Source organism: Escherichia sp. 10290 (assembly GCF_030295155.1).
In the GTDB taxonomy this organism is placed as follows: Bacteria; Pseudomonadota; Gammaproteobacteria; order Enterobacterales; family Enterobacteriaceae; genus Escherichia; species Escherichia coli_F.
On record NZ_AP025741.1, the window covers coordinates 3,439,703 to 3,460,147 of the forward strand.

General features: G+C 48.7%; 24 protein-coding genes and 1 tRNA gene. 21 read left to right on the forward strand and 4 right to left on the reverse strand.

The genetic code is table 11. From position 1 onward, the window contains the following. The first annotated feature begins 38 nt into the window (after positions 1 to 38). Positions 39 to 233: a helix-turn-helix domain-containing protein gene (locus QUE74_RS17435; protein ID WP_464964970.1), complete on the forward strand. Its 195-nt coding sequence runs from the start codon at positions 39 to 41 to the stop codon at positions 231 to 233. Between the two features lie 141 nt (positions 234 to 374). On the opposite strand, the gene QUE74_RS17440 is transcribed toward QUE74_RS17435, so the two are convergent. Then, a complete protein-coding gene (locus tag QUE74_RS17440) occupies positions 375 to 557 on the reverse strand; it encodes a YlcI/YnfO family protein (protein ID WP_001154805.1) in 183 nt (60 codons plus the stop codon). A 145-nt stretch (positions 558 to 702) separates the two neighbouring features. On the opposite strand from QUE74_RS17440, the gene QUE74_RS17445 reads away from it, so the two are divergent. The 11 genes from QUE74_RS17445 to QUE74_RS17495 all read left to right on the forward strand — a co-directional run bounded on the left by QUE74_RS17445 (position 703) and on the right by QUE74_RS17495 (position 7,581). Next, the gene (locus QUE74_RS17445) at positions 703 to 906 is read left to right on the forward strand and encodes a host cell division inhibitor Icd-like protein (protein ID WP_001247057.1); all 204 of its coding nucleotides are present in this window, start codon (positions 703 to 705) and stop codon (positions 904 to 906) included. After that, positions 899 to 1,219 (forward strand): hypothetical protein, encoded by a 321-nt coding sequence (locus QUE74_RS17450; protein ID WP_001113142.1) that lies wholly within the window; start codon positions 899 to 901, stop codon positions 1,217 to 1,219. Before QUE74_RS17445 ends, QUE74_RS17450 begins: the two co-directional genes overlap by 8 nt. A 6-nt stretch (positions 1,220 to 1,225) precedes the next feature. Continuing rightward, positions 1,226 to 1,525 (forward strand): DUF4222 domain-containing protein, encoded by a 300-nt coding sequence (locus QUE74_RS17455; protein ID WP_001261494.1) that lies wholly within the window; start codon positions 1,226 to 1,228, stop codon positions 1,523 to 1,525. Next, the gene (locus QUE74_RS17460; RefSeq protein ID WP_042017545.1) at positions 1,522 to 3,339 is read left to right on the forward strand and encodes a DNA primase family protein; all 1,818 of its coding nucleotides are present in this window, start codon (positions 1,522 to 1,524) and stop codon (positions 3,337 to 3,339) included. The genes QUE74_RS17455 and QUE74_RS17460 overlap by 4 nt, the downstream gene beginning before the upstream one ends. Before the next feature lie 287 nt (positions 3,340 to 3,626). Further along, positions 3,627 to 3,872 (forward strand): hypothetical protein, encoded by a 246-nt coding sequence (locus QUE74_RS17465; RefSeq protein WP_000125509.1) that lies wholly within the window; start codon positions 3,627 to 3,629, stop codon positions 3,870 to 3,872. Next, complete coding sequence (locus QUE74_RS17470; RefSeq protein WP_000126656.1) at positions 3,869 to 4,291, forward strand: single-stranded DNA-binding protein; 423 nt, start codon at positions 3,869 to 3,871, stop codon at positions 4,289 to 4,291. Before QUE74_RS17465 ends, QUE74_RS17470 begins: the two co-directional genes overlap by 4 nt. 217 nt (positions 4,292 to 4,508) lie before the next feature. Then, positions 4,509 to 5,549 (forward strand): major capsid protein, encoded by a 1,041-nt coding sequence (locus QUE74_RS17475; protein ID WP_000228105.1) that lies wholly within the window; start codon positions 4,509 to 4,511, stop codon positions 5,547 to 5,549. A 9-nt stretch (positions 5,550 to 5,558) separates the two neighbouring features. Beyond that, on the forward strand, positions 5,559 to 5,900 hold the full coding sequence (locus tag QUE74_RS17480; RefSeq protein ID WP_000190777.1) for a head decoration protein: 342 nt from the start codon (positions 5,559 to 5,561) through the stop codon (positions 5,898 to 5,900). 11 nt (positions 5,901 to 5,911) lie between these two features. Beyond that, a complete protein-coding gene (locus QUE74_RS17485; protein ID WP_001179421.1) occupies positions 5,912 to 6,295 on the forward strand; it encodes a helix-turn-helix transcriptional regulator in 384 nt (127 codons plus the stop codon). 201 nt (positions 6,296 to 6,496) lie between these two features. Next, positions 6,497 to 7,039: a terminase small subunit gene (locus QUE74_RS17490; protein ID WP_000835287.1), complete on the forward strand. Its 543-nt coding sequence runs from the start codon at positions 6,497 to 6,499 to the stop codon at positions 7,037 to 7,039. A gap of 257 nt (positions 7,040 to 7,296) precedes the next feature. Continuing rightward, positions 7,297 to 7,581 carry a hypothetical protein gene (locus tag QUE74_RS17495; RefSeq protein ID WP_024212232.1) on the forward strand — a complete coding sequence of 95 codons (285 nt, stop codon included), beginning with the start codon at positions 7,297 to 7,299 and terminating at the stop codon, positions 7,579 to 7,581. 541 nt (positions 7,582 to 8,122) lie between these two features. Here the strand turns inward: QUE74_RS17495 and QUE74_RS17500 are convergent. Next, a tRNA-Ile gene (locus tag QUE74_RS17500) sits at positions 8,123 to 8,198 on the reverse strand. Between the two features lie 559 nt (positions 8,199 to 8,757). On the opposite strand from QUE74_RS17500, the gene QUE74_RS17505 reads away from it, so the two are divergent. The 7 genes from QUE74_RS17505 to csiR all read left to right on the forward strand — a co-directional run bounded on the left by QUE74_RS17505 (position 8,758) and on the right by csiR (position 18,697). Next, on the forward strand, positions 8,758 to 11,010 hold the full coding sequence (locus tag QUE74_RS17505; RefSeq protein WP_000491443.1) for an alpha amylase C-terminal domain-containing protein: 2,253 nt from the start codon (positions 8,758 to 8,760) through the stop codon (positions 11,008 to 11,010). Positions 11,011 to 11,344: 334 nt separating this feature from the next. Beyond that, complete coding sequence (glaH, locus tag QUE74_RS17510; RefSeq protein WP_000993113.1) at positions 11,345 to 12,322, forward strand: glutarate dioxygenase GlaH; 978 nt, start codon at positions 11,345 to 11,347, stop codon at positions 12,320 to 12,322. A 19-nt stretch (positions 12,323 to 12,341) separates the two neighbouring features. Then, positions 12,342 to 13,610, forward strand: a complete 1,269-nt coding sequence (gene lhgD, locus QUE74_RS17515) for an L-2-hydroxyglutarate dehydrogenase (protein ID WP_000271975.1) — start codon at positions 12,342 to 12,344, stop codon at positions 13,608 to 13,610. A gap of 23 nt (positions 13,611 to 13,633) precedes the next feature. Then, complete coding sequence (gabD, locus tag QUE74_RS17520) at positions 13,634 to 15,082, forward strand: NADP-dependent succinate-semialdehyde dehydrogenase (RefSeq protein WP_000772890.1); 1,449 nt, start codon at positions 13,634 to 13,636, stop codon at positions 15,080 to 15,082. A 13-nt stretch (positions 15,083 to 15,095) separates the two neighbouring features. Beyond that, positions 15,096 to 16,376 (forward strand): 4-aminobutyrate--2-oxoglutarate transaminase, encoded by a 1,281-nt coding sequence (gene gabT, locus QUE74_RS17525; RefSeq protein WP_000097635.1) that lies wholly within the window; start codon positions 15,096 to 15,098, stop codon positions 16,374 to 16,376. Positions 16,377 to 16,613: 237 nt separating this feature from the next. Then, a complete protein-coding gene (gabP, locus tag QUE74_RS17530) occupies positions 16,614 to 18,014 on the forward strand; it encodes a GABA permease (protein ID WP_001301367.1) in 1,401 nt (466 codons plus the stop codon). 20 nt (positions 18,015 to 18,034) lie between these two features. After that, positions 18,035 to 18,697: a DNA-binding transcriptional regulator CsiR gene (gene csiR / locus QUE74_RS17535; protein ID WP_000156814.1), complete on the forward strand. Its 663-nt coding sequence runs from the start codon at positions 18,035 to 18,037 to the stop codon at positions 18,695 to 18,697. Here csiR and kbp read toward each other — a convergent pair whose 3' ends face one another. Together kbp and QUE74_RS17545 are read right to left on the reverse strand one after the other, a co-directional pair. After that, positions 18,698 to 19,147, reverse strand: coding sequence for a potassium binding protein Kbp (gene kbp, locus QUE74_RS17540; RefSeq protein WP_000522415.1), 450 nt, complete (start codon positions 19,145 to 19,147; stop codon positions 18,698 to 18,700). A gap of 83 nt (positions 19,148 to 19,230) precedes the next feature. Continuing rightward, positions 19,231 to 19,389, reverse strand: coding sequence for a YqaE/Pmp3 family membrane protein (locus QUE74_RS17545; RefSeq protein ID WP_000508177.1), 159 nt, complete (start codon positions 19,387 to 19,389; stop codon positions 19,231 to 19,233). Between the two features lie 182 nt (positions 19,390 to 19,571). Between QUE74_RS17545 and QUE74_RS17550 the strand changes: the two genes are divergently transcribed. Both QUE74_RS17550 and ygaP read left to right on the forward strand, forming a co-directional pair. Continuing rightward, a complete protein-coding gene (locus QUE74_RS17550) occupies positions 19,572 to 19,871 on the forward strand; it encodes an ArsR/SmtB family transcription factor (protein WP_000137280.1) in 300 nt (99 codons plus the stop codon). Positions 19,872 to 19,880: 9 nt separating this feature from the next. Further along, positions 19,881 to 20,405, forward strand: a complete 525-nt coding sequence (ygaP, locus tag QUE74_RS17555) for a thiosulfate sulfurtransferase YgaP (protein ID WP_001229453.1) — start codon at positions 19,881 to 19,883, stop codon at positions 20,403 to 20,405. Positions 20,406 to 20,445: the final 40 nt, after the last annotated feature.

A 20,445-nucleotide genomic window follows, 5' to 3' on the forward strand; every position in this document is an offset into this window, starting at 1 on the left:
AATAACGTATACCTGTTCTTAATCAGAAGTATACGGTGATACTCATGCATTTAGAAAAGATGACCCGCAAAGAAGCTGCCGAGCATTTGGGGGTAAGTGTCCAGACTCTTGCTAACTGGGCGTGTACTGGCAAGGTAAAAATCCCTTTTCATAAGCTGGGGCGCAAAGTGCTGTATATGCGCACTGATCTCGATGCTTATCTTGCATCCACTCGCAGAACGCAGACGGTGTAAGGGGGGAGTGATGGCACATAAAACAAAGGCGACCGCAAAAGGGTCGCCAGTGGGAACAAGGGAAAACAAAAGCATCACCAACAATGCCACATTTGCGGCTGGTGGGCAATGTGATCAGTGTGCTGGCTTGCTGGTTAGCTGTCAGCCTTTGGGTTCTATGCCTTCTTTGCGTAGCTTATCACGACAAGCATTTTTTACCCATGAGCTGAAATTACCAGGTCCTGCAACTTCGTTAATTTGTTGCAACAATGTGTCTTCGAAGCGGATGTTTTTCTTTGTGCTGCCGGAGCGATCAAATTTTGGTTTCACATTTTCTTCTTGCATTGGTACGTACCATCGTTATAAACTGAAATCAAATGGTACGTACCACATTAAAAATACGCAACCATTAAATACAGCGAAGCCCGGCAGTGCGGGAACACTAACCGGGCTTCTAACCACCAACGATAGAAAGCGTATCGAGGCAGCTATGAGAAATTATACCATACACCCGCAAGGGCGGGACTCGTACAACCTGAATAAATACATCTGGCGTTTTATCGCCCTGAGCACCGCACAACCGCGCGTGATTCACATCGTGGCCACCAGCGAACAGGAAGCACGCCAGCAATCCCCGGCTGGCTGCGTGATGGTATTCGCCGCCCGTATTCGTCAGGGGGTGTGCCATGCCTGATATGTCAAATTACCAGTACCTGATTAATCCGCATTTTAACTGTGAGCATGATATTGCTAAAAAGGTTTATTCCGCTGCGGATGGGGCTACTGACAATATATCAATGGCTGTTGCGTCAATTGGTAGTCTGATGTGGCATGCGTCAGAAAATGAGGACTATGACGAAAAGGCTATGCGCATTGATATGGGTAATATCGGTTTGTTACTGGCAATGCTTGGGCAGTTTGATATTTCGTTACGGTGCACCATTGAAAATGCCACAGATGCATTAAATGCCATAAAGAAAGCGAATACTGATTCAAATCGGGGATAAATAATCATGAGAACATATTTATCTGGCTTGACTGCCAGCGGTTATGCACACCCCAAAATTATCCCCGGCGCTATTTATCTGGATAAGAACGGTAACAGAGTAACGGTAAAAGAACTGATGTTTGACCGTGTGTATTTTATTCGTGATGGCTATTCATTTCTTAGTTCGCTGAACGTGGAGATCTTTATTTGCAGATTCCGGCGGGAAATCCCGACTTCCAGAAATAACCATGTGTCACGTGTGGATGTGGATAAAAAACTACAGGAACTGAAAAACATGATTGCCGCGTGGAGAGAGCAGAAATGAAAAAAGCGCCAAATTTAAAACACCAGCCGCGTGACAAAATGACGGAAGTCATCATTTTTGCGGGTAGTGATGCGTGGGCACATGCGAAGCAGTGGCAGGAACAGGACGGGCGACTGGCTGGCGATAACGTGCCTCCTGTCTGGCTTGGAGAGCAACAACTTGCCGAACTGGACAACCTGCAAATCGTACCGGACGGACGCTATCGCGTGCGTCTCTATCAGGCGGGGTTATTGCGTCCGGGGCTTGTTAATACCATCGGGCAGAAACTGGCAGCGGCAGGTGTCAGGGATGCTGATTATTACCCTGAAGGAATGCACAGCCAGAAACGGGAGAACTGGCGCGAATATCTGGAACGTGAACGGGGAGAGCTGGCGGAAAAGAAAAAGGTAGTTGAACTGCCTGTAAAGAAAAAAGAGCGGGTAAAAGACGATAACGCTTCATCACTGGCGCTTAACCAGATGGGAGCAAGTCAACGCGGCGAAGTTCTCCTGGCACATTATGGCGGTGAACTGGCGATTCATGCTGACTCTGACACTGTTCACCATTACAACGGCGTTGTATGGGAGCCAGTACAGGATAAAGAATTACAGCGAGCTATGGCGCAGATTTTCATTGATGCAGAGATCAGCTATTCGCAGAACGCCATTAAATCGGCGGTCGATACCATGAAGTTAAGTTTGCCTGTAATGGGGAATACAGCCCGTAACCTGATTGGATTCAGTAACGGGGTATTTGATACCAGAACAGGTAATTTTCGGGAGCATAACAAAAACGACTGGTTGTTAATTGCCAGTGAATTACCTTTCAGCCCACCAGCAGAGGGGGAAACGCTGGCAACACATGCGCCGAATTTCTGGAAGTGGTTACGCCGTTCGGTGGCTGAGAATGACCGCAAGGCGGATCGCGTACTGGCTGCATTATTCATGGTGCTGGCGAACCGGTACGACTGGCAGTTATTCATTGAGGTAACAGGTCCAGGGGGAAGTGGTAAAAGCGTGATGGCGGAGATTTGCACCATGCTGGCGGGTAAGGCCAACACAGTATCGGCAAGCATGAAGGCGCTGGAAGATGCAAGGGAACGCGCGTTAGTGGTTGGCTTTTCGCTGATTATCATGCCGGATATGACCCGCTACGCTGGTGATGGGGCAGGAATTAAGGCCATTACAGGCGGTGACAAGGTGGCAATTGACCCGAAACACAAAGCCCCCTACTCAACGCGTATTCCGGCAGTAGTGCTGGCGGTTAACAATAACGCCATGTCATTCAGTGACCGCAGCGGGGGGATCTCACGTCGTCGGGTGATATTCAATTTTTCGGAAGTTGTACCGGAGAACGAACGCGATCCAATGCTGGCGGAAAAAATAGAAGGTGAGCTGGCGGTAGTGATTCGCCATCTGCTTACACGGTTTGCTGACCAGGACGAAGCCAGACGCCTGTTATATGAGCAGCAGAAATCTGAAGAAGCACTGGCGATAAAGCGAGAGGGGGATTCGCTGGTGGACTTCTGCGGCTATCTCATGGCGTCGGTAATGTGTGATGGCCTGTTAGTGGGTAATGCTGAAATTGTGCCATTCAGCCCACGCAGGTATCTCTATCATGCCTATCTGGCTTATATGAGGGCACATGGGTTTGGTAAACCTGTAACACTGACGCGCTTCGGTAAAGATATGCCGGGGGCAATGGCGGAATATGGCAGGGAGTATATGAAACGGAAAACGAAGCACGGTTTGCGTTCAAACGTGACACTGACGGAGGAATCAGAAGACTGGATGCCATCATGTGTATCGGTCACTAATGACGATAGCAAAAATTAAACTTATGGAATAACTGTTCACCACTGTTCACCCTGTCATAAATATCTTTTGTATCAGTATGTTATAGGGTGAACAGTTATTTATGAACTGTTCACCAAACTATTCACTGTTCACCTTTTTGATTGTTTATTGAGCTTCAAGGGTGAACAGTGGTGAACAGTTGGTGAATAGTTTTTGTGAAACTGTTCACCCCTTAACATTATGAATTAAAAGATAAAATATCAAAAGGTGAACAGGTGAAGGGTTAAAACGCAAAAATTTTAATTTACTGCTGTGAGATAAAGCCTATGACAGCGAAGCACACAAAAAAATCACAATCGCACGCCCTTGATTTGACGGAACACTGGTTAAGGGTGTCGATAAAAATCATCGACCGCAACGCCGGGGAAGGATATGCGAAAGCACATCCCGAACTGATTAGCTCATTCATGACAACGGCAGCTGCAAACTTTGCCACGCTGACAGAACGGGAGATTGCCGAAGCGGAACAGGTGACAACCATCAACGTTAAAACCGGAGAGCAGACAGCATGACAGCACAGATAGCGGCTTACGGGCGGCTGGTGGCTGACCCGCAGTTAAAGACCACCAGCAAGGGTACACAAATGACGATGGCGAGTATGGCGGTCCCACTTCCGTGCAGCCAGGCAGATGACGGAACGGCGACGATGTGGTTATCCGTCCTGGCGTTTGGCAGACAGGCCGACGCACTGGCAAAACACCACAAAGGCGAACTGGTGAGCGTGGCGGGTAACATGCAGGTAAGCCAGTGGACAGGCCAGAACGGCGAAACGCGGCAGGGCTGGCAGGTTATCGCAGACAGTGTAATCAGTGCCAGAACGGCGCGACCGGGCGGCAAAAAAGGTCAACAGGGCCAGGCTACTGACGCACTGAACAGGGCAAAACAACAGTCGGGGAATGATGATCCGTACGGCGATAATATACCGTTTTAAATTCTGCAAATAAAAAAATGCCGGAAGAAAATAGATTTTCCGGCATGCTACATAAATCCCGACCAAAGGAAGTAAATACATTAACACGAATTATCAGCACTGAAGTTGTCACGGCAGATTTTATACAACATTGCACTTGGTTGCATGTATTCGCATAGCAGACATCGGTAATAGAATATATTCACAATTATTTGTAATGAATGTAAAGAGGATGAGTATGGTTGATTTATATTCGCCTACACAGCTTGTGCAGGTGGCTAATGCTGAAGATGTGCAAAAAAAATTAAATGCGTTGTTTACCAGTTTGTTTTTCACTCGCTCGGTAATGTTTGAATCGAGAGACATTATTCTTGATACGATCGACGATCCAAATATCCCGATCGCGGCGTTTTGCTCTCCTATGGTGGGCAGTAAAGTTTCACGAGATGAGGGATACGAATCAAAAACAATTCGCCCTGGCTATATGAAACCGAAAAGCAGCATTGATCCAAATAAGTTAGCTGTGCGCCCTGCTGGTGTATCACCTGAACAATACAATGCTTTTGGGGCGCGTAATATTAAAGTTAAACAGGCGATTGTAAATCAGGCTAAAGCTATACGTGCACGTATTGAATGGCTTGCTGTTCAGGCAATCACAACGGGGAAAAATATCATTGAGGGCGATGGTATTGAACGTTATGAACTGGACTGGAATATTAAACCACAAAATATCATCACTCAGTCTGGCGGTGCTGAGTGGTCAGGTAAGGATAAAGGATCTTTTGATCCAAATGATGATATTGAGAGCTACGCAGAATTTAGTGAGGGAGTCACTAATATCATTATTATGGGCGGCAATGTATGGAAAAAATACCGCTCATTCAGAGCTGTAAAAGAGGCTCTGGATACCCGTCGAGGTTCTAATTCCGAACTGGAAACGGCCCTTAAAGACCTTGGTGATTCGGTGAGTTTTAAAGGGTATATGGGCGATGTTGCGATTGTTGTTTACAGCGGGCGTTATACCGACGAGGACGGAACTGAAAAATATTTCCTTGATCCTGATTTGATGGTGCTTGGCAATACGGCTCTTCAGGGGATTGTCGCTTATGGCGGTATTCAGGATCCGGAGCTAATTCGGATGGGGCTGACTAAAGCCGAACTTGCACCGAAAAACTATATTGTGCCTGGTGATCCGGCTATTGAATATGTGCAGACACATTCAGCACCACAGCCAATACCGGCCCGCATCAATCGTTTTGTTACCGTTCGCATTGGCTAAGGGGGAGCAATGGCTACTCATTACACTGAACTCATGTCTGGCACTGAAGCACTGGTTACTACGCTGGGGATATTTTCAGCCAATAAAGGGGTAATACCTGCGTTTACGCCACTGATGCAGGAAGATGCAACTGGTGCGCTAGTGGTATGGGATGGAACGAGCGCAGGCAAAGCGGTTTATGTTTCCGCTGTACAAATCGACACAGCGAAAAAAACACAGGCACAGGTTTATAAGACAGGTGTTTTAAATGTTGATGCTCTGAACTGGCCTGAGTCTGTAAAAGAACTGTCGGCAAAGGTTGCCGCGTTTGTTGGCTCAGGTATTTCTGTTCAGCCGCTGGCTCGTGTGTAAAGGGGGATACAATGCAGAATCATTACAATGACCTTAAGCCAATTGCCGAAATGATGTATCCGGATCCAGCAGTAGAGGAATTAAAGGCTATTGCTGACAAAATGCGTTTAAGTGAACGCCTTGTTGATATGAATCAGGTGATGGAACTTACTACCCTTAGCCGTCGCACATTGCTAAACCTTGAGGCTCGCGGAGAGTTCCCCGAGCGCGTACAGGTTACGGAAGGGCGTAAGGCCTGGTATTTAAGTGAAGTGATCGACTGGATAAACAATATTCCTCGAGCTTCTGAATATTGCCGCGTACCTGTCCCAAAAAAGCCAGATGCGGCGCTATGCCTCAAGATTGAGCGTGTACGTCGCAATGCACGGGATGGTCGCTATAAGTTGATTGGTTGATGAAATTAGGGCCCGTTCTGGCTGGCGGGTCCTTTCCGGCGATCCGGTAGGCTACGGGGCGGCGACCTCGCGGTTTTTCGCTATTTATGAGCTTTTTCAGGGTGGTGGTGGTGGTTTTGTTGTTTGCTCTATCTCCATGAATAAAAAGGGAAAGATAACACCAACACACCAACCTGAAACCTTGACCAAGTTGGGATATTGATGAAATCGCACCTGATGAACAAAAAAACCATGGCGCAAAGCTGCCGGGTAAGTGCTACAGCATTCGACAAGTGGGGAGTGACTCCCGTTGAACGTAAAGGCCGTGAGGCGTTTTATGATGTTGCCAGCGTGATAGACAATAGGGTTAACAATGCAATTAGCCAGCTTACAAACGACAAAGGCGAGATTGATGATGATGAACTCTTACGAGTCAGGATCAGATTACTGACAGCACAGGCGGAGGCGCAGGAACTTAAAAACGAGCGCGATCGCGGTGACGTGATTGATACAGAGTTTTGCATGTACGCGCTTTCAAAACTGGCGAGTCAGATTTCATCAATCATGGACAGCCTCCCGCTTACTATGCAAAGGAGCTTCCCACAGATGACCCCCGTCATGCTGGATGGCCTGAAAAAAGAAGTTGTCAGAGCCTGTAACGCATGCACAAAACTTGATGAAAACATCCCGCGAATGCTGTCCGATTATCTGATGGAAACTACCGGAAATGTGCCTGATAAGTTTCAGCCGGATAAAGACAAGTAACGTAGTGCACAATGACCGAAGCCAGTTTACTGACTGGCTTTCAGCGTTGCGCTGGTGGGCGTTATGCGTCAGTGATGAACAAAAAACAATCGAAATCGACACCGAAAAATAAAACATCAAGTCATATCAATATATTGCATTGGTGGTGATGACGAATAAAAATGCAAAAACTAGCCTTTTTCCGCGATGCTCCCGCCCCGTGGCAGGGCACCCCACAAGGAGGACCCGCCATCACTATGGAGGCCATGACCATGACCATGACCGAGACCGAAGCGCTCGGGATAATCCGCAGTATTACCGGAATCAGCCAGCAGGCTGGCGAACAGGAGGCCACGCAGCCGGACAGCGTGATAGCCGAAAATTACGCGCGTGTTGTTGCTGAGGTGATGCGCCGTGATGGTATTGAGCTTAACGGCGTGGATATGTGCAACATACGAACCAGAGTCCTTGAGTTGCTGGCATACCGTCGCCGTTCTCAACAACGGAGGGAGAGCGCGAAAAATACTTACCAGTGGAAGAAGCCGGAACGGCTGCGGCGGTAACTTGCTGATATTCCCGATAACGCAAAATTGCGTTGGCTGGTGGGTGAGTTGCAGATCTGCAACTCGACCATGAAATTACGGAAACTACCCGTAGTTTGGGTAGTAAGAGCAACACCCAGATTTTGGGGGTTACTTGTGATACCCATATTTTGGGTATCAGAGGAAGAAATATCGTTTCTCATATGTGAGTACCGAGGGCGGAATTCCGCCTTCGGTTACTTATTGTGCCCATGCACAGGGAGGGGCGGGTCAAATCTCTGTACCCTGACGTCTTCCGGACTGCCAGCCCCATCGATTTTTTATACCCGCGAAAAATGAAAAACGCTTCACGCTGGTGGGCCTGATGCCGATATGGGGATCCACATAACGGATTATCCGTGATCATCGACCAGCTATCATGTCGGATAGTTAAAGTTTCATGACAGGTATGATGTTGCGTAACTTGTTGTTTTTATACCTGCTTATACTCTGTCACGGTATCCTATAGGTATCCTAGAAAAAACGAAGGGGTCACGCTGTTAACGTAACCCCTTGATAGATATGGTGGCCCCTGTTGGGTTTGAACCAACGACCAAGCGATTATGAGTCGCCTGCTCTAACCACTGAGCTAAAGGGCCTTGAGTATGCAATAACAATACTTATAAACCACGCAATAAACATGATGATCTTATGATGTAAATAACAGATTTTTATGCGTTCTCATTCATCCTGGGTCGTCATTACCTGCGACATAAAACCCGACACCGCTTCCATTCACAAAGTCGATACTCTCAGTCAACAAGCAAATGCTAATACTTAGCACAATCTATAGTTATCATCGATTCAATGATAGTTTGTAATGATTTTGTATCTAATAATATAACTTTATTACATTAGCTGAAGAGTTTTCGCATCATTATGATATCTGTTACTTTTCACCCCATAAAAATAAACTTCATATAGCAATATATTCTTTCATAGATCTTATTCTGCTAATCATTAGTTTCGTATGAGCGATTTTTGACAGTTGCCTCTCCAGACCACATCGATAATTAAAAAAACAGATTTAAGCATTATCCTTTTCCATATAAATATTGGATAAAAGTAGGACATCTGTTTGCAATTACTTTCACAACAATTAAACATTTTTATGTTTCCGTATACACCATATTACTCTACCATTAGAGGAACTTTATTATGTTTTCTATAAAACCAGGACCAAGAAATTTACCTATCGACAACCCCACATTGTTATCATGGAACATTACTGACGGGGATCTAAATTCCAAATTAAATACATTAGAATATCTAAACCGTATAACAAATATTATTAATTCTTGTGGAGTTTATCCTCAGGAATTAAAAGACAGAGAAATTATATCAACTTTTCACGCAGAAACAGTTATTAATGATCTGTTAAAAAACAATTATAAAATTTCCCTTTATCCAGATACAACTTTCCGAGAGCTGAATAAAGCAGCACAGCGTAGCATTACAGCGCCAGACAGGATAGGAGAAGGAAAAACATGGGTTTATCAACGAGATACAATGATTGAAAGAGGTGATAACAGCGGTGTTCATCAGTATGGTCCAGCTGAACATTTCACTCACATTATATCTGACAAACCGTCTCCAAAAGATAAGTATGTTGCATATGCTATTAACATTCCTGACTATGAACTGGCAGCTGATGTATATAATATTAACGTAACGTCACCTTCCGGCCAGCAAGAAACATTTAAAATATTAATCAATCCAGAACATCTACGGCAAACACTTGAGCGTAAATCTCTTACTGCTGATCAGAAATCACAATGTGAAATCATCACACCCAAAAAACCTGGCGAGGCGATTCTTCATGCTTTTAATGCCACCTACCAGCAAATCAGGAAAAATATGGCCGAGTTTGCACGTTGCCATTATGGTTATATACAAATCCCTCCCGTAACAACTTTCCGCGCCGACGGACCAGAAACACCTGAAGAAGAAAAAGGTTACTGGTATCACGCTTATCAACCCGAAGATCTTTGTACCATCCATAATCCAATGGGAGATTTGCAGGATTTTATCGCATTGGTTAAAGATGCCAAAAAATTTGGCATCGATATCATTCCTGATTATACATTTAACTTTATGGGGATCGGAGGAAGTGGTAAAAATGATCTGGATTATCCCTCTGCCGATATACGAGCGAAGATTAGTAAAGATATAGAAAGTGGTATCCCTGGCTATTGGCAAGGTCAGGTCTTGATTCCCTTTATTATAGATCCAGTAACAAAAGAACGTGACCAAATCCATCCAGAAGATATACATCTCACTGCAAAAGACTTCGAAGCAAGTAAAGATAATATTTCTAAGGATGAATGGGAAAACCTCCATGCATTAAAAGAAAAGCGTTTAAATGGAATGCCTAAAACAACACCCAAAAGTGACCAGGTTATTATGTTGCAAAATCAATACGTTCGTGAAATGCGAAAATATGGCGTACGAGGTTTACGTTATGATGCAGCAAAACACTCAAAACATGAACAAATAGAGAGGTCGATAACCCCACCGCTTAAAAATTATAATGAGCGGTTGCACAATACAAATTTATTTAATCCAAAATATCAAAAAAAAGCTGTTATGAATTACATGGAATACCTGGTAACTTGTCCGTTAGATGAACAACAAATGTCATCGCTGCTTTATGAAAGAGATGATTTAAGCGCCATTGATTTTTCATTGCTCATGAAGACGATAAAAGCCTTTTCATTCGGTGGAGATCTCCAAACCCTTGCATCAAAACCGGGTTCCGCAATCTCAAGCATCCCATCAGAAAGACGGATATTGATTAACATCAACCACGATTTCCCTAACAATGGTAATCTTTTCAATGACTTTTTATTTAACCATCAGCAAGATGAACAATTAGCAATGGCATATATGGCCGCTCTCCCGTTCAGCAGGCCTTTAGTTTACTGGGATGGTCAGGTATTAAAATCAACGACTGAGATTAAAAATGATGATGGGTCCACTCGTGTCGGCGGTGAGGCGTGGCTTAATAAAGGTTGCTCTACCTATCAGCAGCTCTACAACGAATTCCACGCATTATATATAGATAAAGAAGGAATATGGAGCGCATTTGAGGGTGTATTTGCAACTAAAAATGTTCTGGCCTTTAGTCGTGGGGATTCTGTGAACATTAATCACTCTCCTCATGATGGACTAGTTATAATAAATAAAGGAAACGAAGAAGTTGAAGGTACCTGGCCTAACAAATTGCAACCAGGAATATATAAAAACATGGGGAGTAATAGCGTTACCATTAATAATAATAATACACGCAAAAGTATTCCCCCTGGTAAAGTATTTACGCTTAGAGGCGGAGCTCTAAATATCAATATTCCTGGGCGCAGCGCTCTTCTTTTAGGGAAAACAGGAGAACCGCCGAACTATTTCTATTTGTAATTTAATGTTATATCTGCCCCGCTAAAACGGGGCAGATGATATGTTTAGTTTACTAACGGTCATTTTGCAGTGAAGCCATTTACTGTTTTTTATCGACCAGATAATCTGTTCTCTGATGGTAGCTCTCCCTAACCTGTTGCTTTAGTTATTCATTTCCTGTCTCCTTTGCCTTAATACCCCACATTAAATGTTACTAATTTGTTGCTTTTGATCACAATAAGAAAACAATATGTCGCTTTTGTGCGCATTTTTCAGAAATGTAGATATTTTTAGATTATGGCTACGAAATGAGCATCGCCATGTCACCCTACATCTCATAAGAGGATCGCTTCTGATGAATGCACTGACCGCCGTACAAAATAACGCTGTCGATTCAGGCCAGGACTATAGCGGATTCACTCTCATCCCGTCGGCGCAATCCCCGCGTCTGCTGGAACTCACCTTCACCGAACAGACGACCAAACAGTTTCTCGAGCAGGTTGCCGAATGGCCCGTGCAGGCGCTGGAGTACAAATCGTTTCTGCGTTTTCGGGTAGGCAAAATTCTTGATGATTTGTGTGCGAATCAGCTGCAACCGTTGCTGTTGAAGACGCTGCTAAACCGTGCTGAAGGTGCGCTGTTAATTAATGCGGTAGGTGTCGATGATGTCGCGCAGGCAGATGAGATGGTGAAGCTGGCAACGGCGGTGGCGCATCTGATTGGTCGCTCAAATTTCGACGCCATGAGTGGTCAGTATTACGCGCGTTTTGTGGTGAAAAATGTCGATAACTCAGACAGCTATCTGCGTCAGCCGCATCGTGTGATGGAGCTGCACAACGACGGCACATACGTCGAAGAAATCACTGATTACGTGCTGATGATGAAAATCGACGAGCAAAACATGCAGGGCGGCAACTCGCTGCTGCTGCATCTCGATGACTGGGAACATCTGGAGCACTATTTCCGCCATCCGCTGGCGCGCCGTCCGATGCGCTTTGCTGCGCCGCCGAGCAAAAACGTCAGCAAAGATGTCTTCCATCCGGTGTTCGACGTCGACCAGCAGGGCCGCCCGGTGATGCGCTATATCGACCAGTTCGTTCAGCCGAAGGATTTCGAGGAAGGCGTGTGGTTGAGCGAGCTTTCAGACGCCATTGAAACCAGCAAAGGCATTTTGTCTGTACCCGTTCCCGTTGGCAAATTCCTTTTGATAAACAATCTGTTCTGGCTACATGGACGCGACCGCTTTACTCCGCATCCGGATCTGCGTCGCGAACTGATGCGCCAGCGCGGCTATTTCGCTTACGCCACTCACCACTACCAGACGCATCAGTAAGCGCAAAGGAATCGAGCGGATGTATGATTTTGTGATTATTGGCGGCGGCATCATTGGCATGTCGACCGCCATGCAACTGATTGATGTCTATCCGGACGCCCGCATTGCGTTGCTGGAAAAAGAGTCCGGCCCGGCCTGTCACCAGACGGGCCACAACAGCGGCGTGATCCATGCTGGGGTCTATTACACGCCCGGCAGCCTGAAGGCGCAGTTTTGCCTGGCGGGAAACCGCGCCACTAAAGCCTTTTGCGATCAAAACGGCATTCGCTACGACAACTGCGGCAAGATGCTGGTCGCCACGTCTGAACTCGAAATGGAACGGATGCGCGCTTTATGGGAACGCACAGCGGCGAACGGTATTGAGCGCGAGTGGTTAAACGCCGAGGAGCTACGCGAACGCGAACCGAATATCACCGGGCTTGGCGGTATTTTTGTGCCGTCCAGCGGTATTGTCAGCTACCGCGAAGTGACAGCGGCAATGGCAAAAATCTTCCAGGCCAGAGGCGGTGAGATTATTTATAACGCCGAAGTCAGCGCCCTCAGTGAGCATAAAAACGGCGTGGTGATAGGGACCCGTCAGGGAGGCGAGTATGAGGCATCGACGCTGATTAGCTGTTCCGGGCTGATGGCTGACCGGCTGGTGAAAATGCTCGGCCTCGAACCGGGCTTTATCATTTGCCCGTTCCGCGGTGAATATTTCCGCCTTGCCCCGGCGCATAACCAGATTGTTAACCACCTGATTTACCCCATCCCCGACCCGGCAATGCCGTTTTTGGGCGTTCATCTCACTCGTATGATCGACGGCAGCGTGACCGTCGGGCCAAACGCGGTGCTGGCGTTCAAACGCGAAGGCTATCGCAAGCGCGACTTCTCATTTAGCGACACGCTGGAGATTTTGGGCTCGTCGGGGATTCGCCGGGTGCTGCAAAACCATCTACGCTCAGGACTGGGCGAGATGAAAAACTCGCTGTGCAAAAGCGGCTATCTGCGGCTGGTGCAAAAGTATTGTCCCGGGCTTTCGTTAAGCGATCTCCAGCCCTGGCCCGCCGGTGTGCGTGCGCAGGCAGTATCGCCGGACGGCAAGCTGATTGACGATTTTCTGTTTGTCACCACCCCGCGCACGATCCACACCTGCAATGCGCCCTCCCCGGCAGCGACATCAGCAATTCCTATTGGTGCGCATATTGTCAGCAAGGTACAAACGCTGTTGGCAAGCCAGAGTAACCCCGGACGCACGCTGCGAGCGGCACGTAGTGTGGATGCCTTACACGCCGCCTTTAATCAATAACCTTTGAAAAACAGGATGTAGCGATGAAACTGAACGACAGTAACTTATTCCGCCAGCAGGCGTTAATTAACGGGGAATGGCTGGACGCCAACAATGGCGAAGTCATCGAGGTCACTAATCCGGCAAACGGCGACAAGCTGGGTAGCGTACCCAAAATGGGCGCAGATGAAACCCGCGCCGCTATCGACGCCGCCAACCGCGCCCTGCCCGCCTGGCGTGCCCTTACCGCCAAAGAACGCGCCAACATTCTGCGTAACTGGTTCAATTTGATGATGGAGCATCAGGACGATTTAGCGCGCCTGATGACCCTCGAACAGGGAAAACCGCTGGCGGAGGCGAAAGGCGAAATCAGCTACGCCGCCTCATTTATTGAGTGGTTTGCCGAAGAAGGCAAGCGTATTTATGGCGACACCATTCCCGGTCATCAGGCCGATAAACGCCTGATTGTTATCAAGCAGCCGATTGGCGTTACCGCCGCTATCACGCCGTGGAACTTCCCGGCGGCGATGATTACCCGCAAAGCCGGTCCGGCGTTGGCGGCAGGCTGCACGATGGTGCTGAAGCCCGCCAGTCAGACGCCGTTCTCTGCGCTGGCGCTGGCAGAGCTGGCGATTCGCGCGGGCATTCCGGCTGGCGTATTTAACGTGGTGACCGGTTCGGCGGGCGCGGTCGGTAACGAACTGACCAGCAACCCGCTGGTGCGCAAGCTGTCGTTTACCGGCTCGACCGAAATTGGCCGTCAGTTAATGGAACAGTGCGCGAAAGACATCAAAAAAGTGTCGCTGGAGCTGGGCGGCAACGCACCGTTTATCGTCTTTGACGATGCCGATCTCGATAAAGCCGTGGAAGGTGCGCTGGCCTCGAAATTCCGTAACGCCGGGCAAACCTGCGTCTGCGCCAACCGCCTGTATGTACAGGACGGCGTGTATGACCGCTTTGCTGAAAAATTGCAGCAGGCGGTGAGCAAACTGCACATCGGTGATGGGCTGGAAAAAGGCGTAACCATTGGGCCACTGATCGATGAAAAAGCGGTAGCAAAAGTGGAAGAGCATATCGCCGATGCGCTGGAGAAAGGCGCGCGCGTGGTTTGCGGCGGTAAAGCGCATGAACGCGGCGGCAACTTCTTCCAGCCAACCATTCTGGTGGATGTTCCGGCCAACGCCAAAGTGTCGAAAGAAGAGACGTTCGGCCCCCTCGCCCCGCTGTTCCGTTTTAAAGATGAAGCCGATGTGATTGCGCAGGCCAATGACACCGAGTTTGGCCTTGCCGCCTATTTCTACGCCCGTGATTTAAGCCGCGTCTTCCGCGTGGGCGAGGCGCTGGAATACGGCATCGTCGGTATCAATACCGGCATTATTTCCAATGAAGTGGCCCCGTTCGGCGGCATAAAAGCCTCGGGTCTGGGTCGTGAAGGTTCGAAGTATGGCATCGAAGATTATTTAGAAATCAAATACATGTGCATCGGTCTTTAACTGGAGAACGCGAATGAGCAGCAATAAAGAGTTAATGCAGCGCCGCAGTCAGGCGATTCCCCGTGGCGTTGGGCAAATTCACCCCATTTTCGCTGATCGCGCAGAAAACTGCCGGGTGTGGGACGTTGAAGGCCGTGAGTATCTTGATTTCGCGGGCGGGATTGCGGTGCTCAATACCGGGCACCTGCATCCGAAAGTGGTGGCGGCAGTGGAAGCGCAGTTGAAAAAACTGTCGCACACTTGCTTCCAGGTGCTGGCTTATGAGCCATATCTGGCGCTGTGCGAAATAATGAATCAGAAGGTACCGGGCGATTTCGCCAAAAAAACGCTGCTGGTGACGACTGGTTCCGAAGCGGTGGAAAACGCGGTGAAAATCGCCCGCGCCGCCACCAAACGTAGCGGCACCATCGCCTTTAGCGGCGCGTATCACGGGCGTACGCACTACACGCTGGCGCTGACCGGCAAGGTGAATCCGTACTCTGCGGGTATGGGCCTGATGCCAGGGCATGTTTATCGCGCGCTTTATCCTTGCCCGCTCCACGGGATCAGTGAAGATGACGCTATCGCAAGTATTCACCGAATTTTTAAAAATGACGCGGCGCCGGAAGATATTGCCGCCATCGTGATTGAGCCGGTTCAGGGTGAAGGCGGTTTCTACGCCGCGACACCTGCGTTTATGCAGCGTTTACGCGCGCTGTGTGACGAGCACGGGATCATGTTGATTGCCGATGAAGTGCAAAGCGGCGCGGGACGTACCGGCACGCTGTTTGCGATGGAGCAAATGGGCGTCGCGCCGGATCTCACCACCTTTGCGAAATCGATCGCAGGCGGCTTCCCGCTGGCGGGCGTCACCGGGCGCGCCGAAGTGATGGATGCCGTCGCTCCAGGCGGTCTGGGCGGTACCTATGCGGGTAACCCGATTGCCTGCGTCGCGGCGCTGGAAGTGTTGAAGGTGTTTGAACAGGAAAATCTGCTGCAAAAAGCCAACGACCTGGGGCAAAAGCTGAAAGACGGATTATTGGCGATCGCCGAAAAACATACCGAGATCGGCGACGTTCGCGGGCTGGGGGCGATGATTGCTATCGAGCTGTTTGAAGGAGGCGAACACAGTAAACCGGACGCCAAACTCACCGCCGACATCGTGGCGCGCGCCCGCGATAAAGGCCTGATTCTTCTCTCCTGCGGCCCGTATTACAACGTGCTGCGCATCCTTGTCCCGCTCACTATTGAAGATGCTCAGATCCGTCAGGGTCTGGAAATTATCAGCCAGTGTTTTGATGAGGCGAAGCAGTAGCACCGCTCCCATGCCGGAGGCGACGCTTTGCGTCTTGTCCGGCCTGCGAGAATCCAGGTCGGATAAGGCGTTTACGCCGCATCCGACAATCTGTACGTGAACAGGAATAAATCTATGTCGGCCGGATAAGGCGGAGCCGCTCTCCGGTAAAAAGAACCAATAACAATTAAACGCGTGACCCGACGCGGGAAATGTCGGGCCGCTCTCCCAAGTGTCACACTTTCGAGAGGATTCAGGATGGGGCAATCATCGCAACCACATGAGTTAGGCGGCGGGCTGAAATCACGCCACGTCACCATGTTGTCTATTGCCGGTGTTATCGGCGCAAGTTTGTTTGTCGGTTCCAGCGTCGCCATCGCCGAAGCGGGCCCGGCGGTATTACTGGCCTATCTGTTCGCCGGATTACTGGTAGTTATGATTATGCGGATGCTGGCAGAAATGGCGGTTGCCACGCCCGATACCGGCTCCTTTTCCACCTATGCCGACAAAGCCATTGGTCGCTGGGCGGGCTATACCATCGGCTGGCTGTACTGGTGGTTTTGGGTACTGGTTATCCCGCTGGAAGCCAATATCGCCGCCATGATCCTGCACTCGTGGGTTCCAGGCATTCCCATCTGGTTATTTTCCCTCGTCATTACCCTCGCCTTAACCGGCAGTAATTTATTAAGCGTTAAAAACTACGGCGAATTTGAATTCTGGCTGGCGCTGTGCAAAGTCATTGCCATTCTGGCGTTTATATTCCTTGGCGCTGTAGCGATTAGCGGTTTTTACCCGTATGCCGACGTAAGCGGTATTTCAAGATTATGGGATAGCGGCGGCTTTATGCCCAACGGCTTCGGCGCAGTATTAAGCGCGATGCTGATCACCATGTTCTCATTTATGGGCGCAGAAATTGTCACCATCGCCGCAGCGGAATCCGACACCCCGGAAAAACACATTGTCCGCGCCACCAACTCGGTTATCTGGCGTATCTCTATTTTCTATTTGTGTTCTATTTTTGTCGTCGTGGCATTAATTCCGTGGAATATGCCGGGGCTGAAAGCCGTGGGTTCTTATCGCTCGGTTCTGGAATTGCTCAATATTCCTCATGCGAAATTAATCATGGACTGCGTGATATTACTTTCCGTAACCAGTTGCCTGAACTCGGCGCTGTATACCGCGTCAAGGATGCTCTACTCCTTAAGCCGTCGCGGTGATGCACCCGCGGTAATGGGCAAAATTAACCGCAGTAAAACCCCGTATGTGGCGGTATTACTCTCGACCGGTGCGGCGTTTTTAACGGTGGTGGTTAACTATTACGCACCGGCGAAAGTGTTTAAATTTTTGATCGACAGCTCCGGCGCTATCGCCCTGCTGGTTTATTTAGTCATCGCCGTTTCACAGTTACGGATGCGCAAAATCCTGCGAGCAGAAGGAAGCGAAATTCGCCTGCGAATGTGGCTTTATCCGTGGCTCACCTGGCTGGTAATCGGCTTTATTACCTTTGTGTTGGTAGTGATGCTATTCCGCCCGGCACAGCAACTCGAGGTCATCTCCACCGGCTTATTAGCGATAGGGATAATCTGTACCGTGCCGATTATGGCGCGCTGGAAAAAACTGGTATTGTGGCAAAAAACACCCGTTCATAATACGCGCTAATAATGATCAGGAGTCACACCATGACCATTACGTCTCTGGATGGCTATCGCTGGCTGAAGAACGATATTATTCGCGGTAATTTTCAACCGGATGAAAAATTACGGATGAGTTTGCTGACATCGCGTTATGCACTTGGCGTTGGGCCGTTGCGGGAAGCGCTTTCGCAACTGGTAGCAGAACGACTGGTCACGGTGGTGAATCAAAAAGGGTATCGGGTGGCGTCTATGTCAGAGCAGGAGCTGCTCGATATTTTCGACGCCCGCGCCAATATGGAAGCGATGCTGGTCAGTCTGGCGATTGCCCGCGGTGGCGATGAATGGGAGGCAGACGTTCTCGCAAAAGCGCATCTGCTGAGTAAGCTGGAGGCCTGTGACGCCAGTGAGAAAATGCTTGATGAGTGGGATCTGCGTCATCAGGCGTTTCATACTGCAATTGTGGCGGGCTGTGGTTCTCACTATTTGCTGCAAATGCGTGAACGGTTGTTTGATCTGGCGGCGCGCTATCGATTTATCTGGCTGCGGCGAACAGTGCTTTCGGTGGAAATGCTGGAGGATAAACGCGATCAGCACCAGACCCTGACTGCGGCGGTACTGGCGCGAGATACCGCGCGCGCCAGTGAGTTAATGCGCCAGCATTTACTGACGCCAATTCCCATTATCCAGCAGGCAATGGCTGGCAATTAACTACTCTTCAGGAATACGCAACACCTGCCCCGGGTAAATTTTATCCGGGCTTTTTAGCATCGGTTTATTCGCTTCGAAGATTTTATTGTACAGATTGGCATTACCGTAGACCTGTTTGGAAATGGCACTCAGAGTGTCGCCAGACTTAACGGTATAAAACTGGCTGGCAGTGGCTGGTGTCGCCGTTTTCACCTGATCATCGACACTGGCAATACCGGAAATATTCCCCACCGCAACAAGGATTTTCTCCTTCGCCTCCTGACTTAAGCCGTCACCAGTGACCGTCGCTTTGCCGTCGGCAATTTGAATATTCACTTTATCGGCATCAGGTATACCGGTTTTGTTCAAATGCTCCTGCACCTTCTTCGCCTGATCGTCTTTATCGTGCTGACCTGTAACCGCGTCCCAGAGTTTTTCTCCGGCATCTTTCACAAAATTGAACAGACCCATAGCTACCTCATTCGTTAACGGAAACACTCAGAAAGTGTAGCAGAGGAACGCGGCGCGTTAACGCCGCGGGGGTGAGGACAGGTTTAATCGCGGGTTTGCACCCAGAACGCGTGAATCAAACCGGGGATATACCCAAGCAGTGTCAGCAGAATATTAATAATGAACGCCCAACCGAACCCTTTACCGAGCAGCACGCCGAGCGGCGGCAGAATGATGGTGATGACGATTCTCCAGAAACCCATATGTACTCCCTATAAGAAAATTACTCATTGTTTAAAAAGAGATTTTATCTCTTAAGCGTAGTAATTTTAGCGGAGCCTGCCAGTTTCAGCTTACGCTTTTACTCTCATTTACGCTGCTGATGCTGGCATATATTGTATTTTTAGTTTAGAGTTTACTTAATTTAGAAAACACTTAAATAACTATGACTGAACTCGCGCAATTACAGGCCAGTGCCGAACAGGCAGCGGCCTTATTGAAAGCAATGAGCCACCCTAAACGGTTGCTGATTCTGTGCATGCTTAGCGGTTCCCCCGGTACCAGTGCGGGAGAGCTGACGCGCATTACCGGACTAAGTGCCTCTGCAACATCACAGCATCTCGCTCGTATGCGGGACGAAGGGCTTATCGACAGCCAACGGGATGCCCAACGCATTCTATATTCCATTAAAAATGAGGCGGTAAATGCCATTATCGCCACCCTGAAAAATGTCTATTGTCCGTAAGGAGTCACTATGGCTTTGACAACCATTTCGCCGCATGATGCACAAGAATTAATCGCACGCGGCGCAAAGTTAATCGATATTCGTGATGCTGATGAATATCTTCGTGAACATATTCCTGAAGCAGATTTGGCTCCATTATCTGTGCTCGAACAGTCAGGTCTTCCGGCTAAATTACGTCGTGAGCAAATTATCTTCCACTGCCAGGCAGGTAAACGCACCAGTAATAACGCCGATAAATTAGCAGCGATTGCCGCACCCGCAGAAATCTTTTTACTCGAAGATGGGATTGATGGCTGGAAAAAAGCAGGATTGCCAGTTGCGGTAAATAAGTCTCAACCCTTGCCGTTAATGCGCCAGGTGCAGATCGCCGCGGGTGGTTTAATATTAATCGGCGTTGTACTGGGTTATACCGTAAATAGTGGTTTCTTCTTATTAAGTGGCTTTGTTGGTGCCGGGTTACTGTTTGCAGGAATTAGCGGTTTTTGTGGGATGGCAAGGTTGTTAGATAAGATGCCGTGGAACCAACAAGCTTGAGAAGCGACGCCGGACGCGCCATAGCAGCGACATCCGGCCT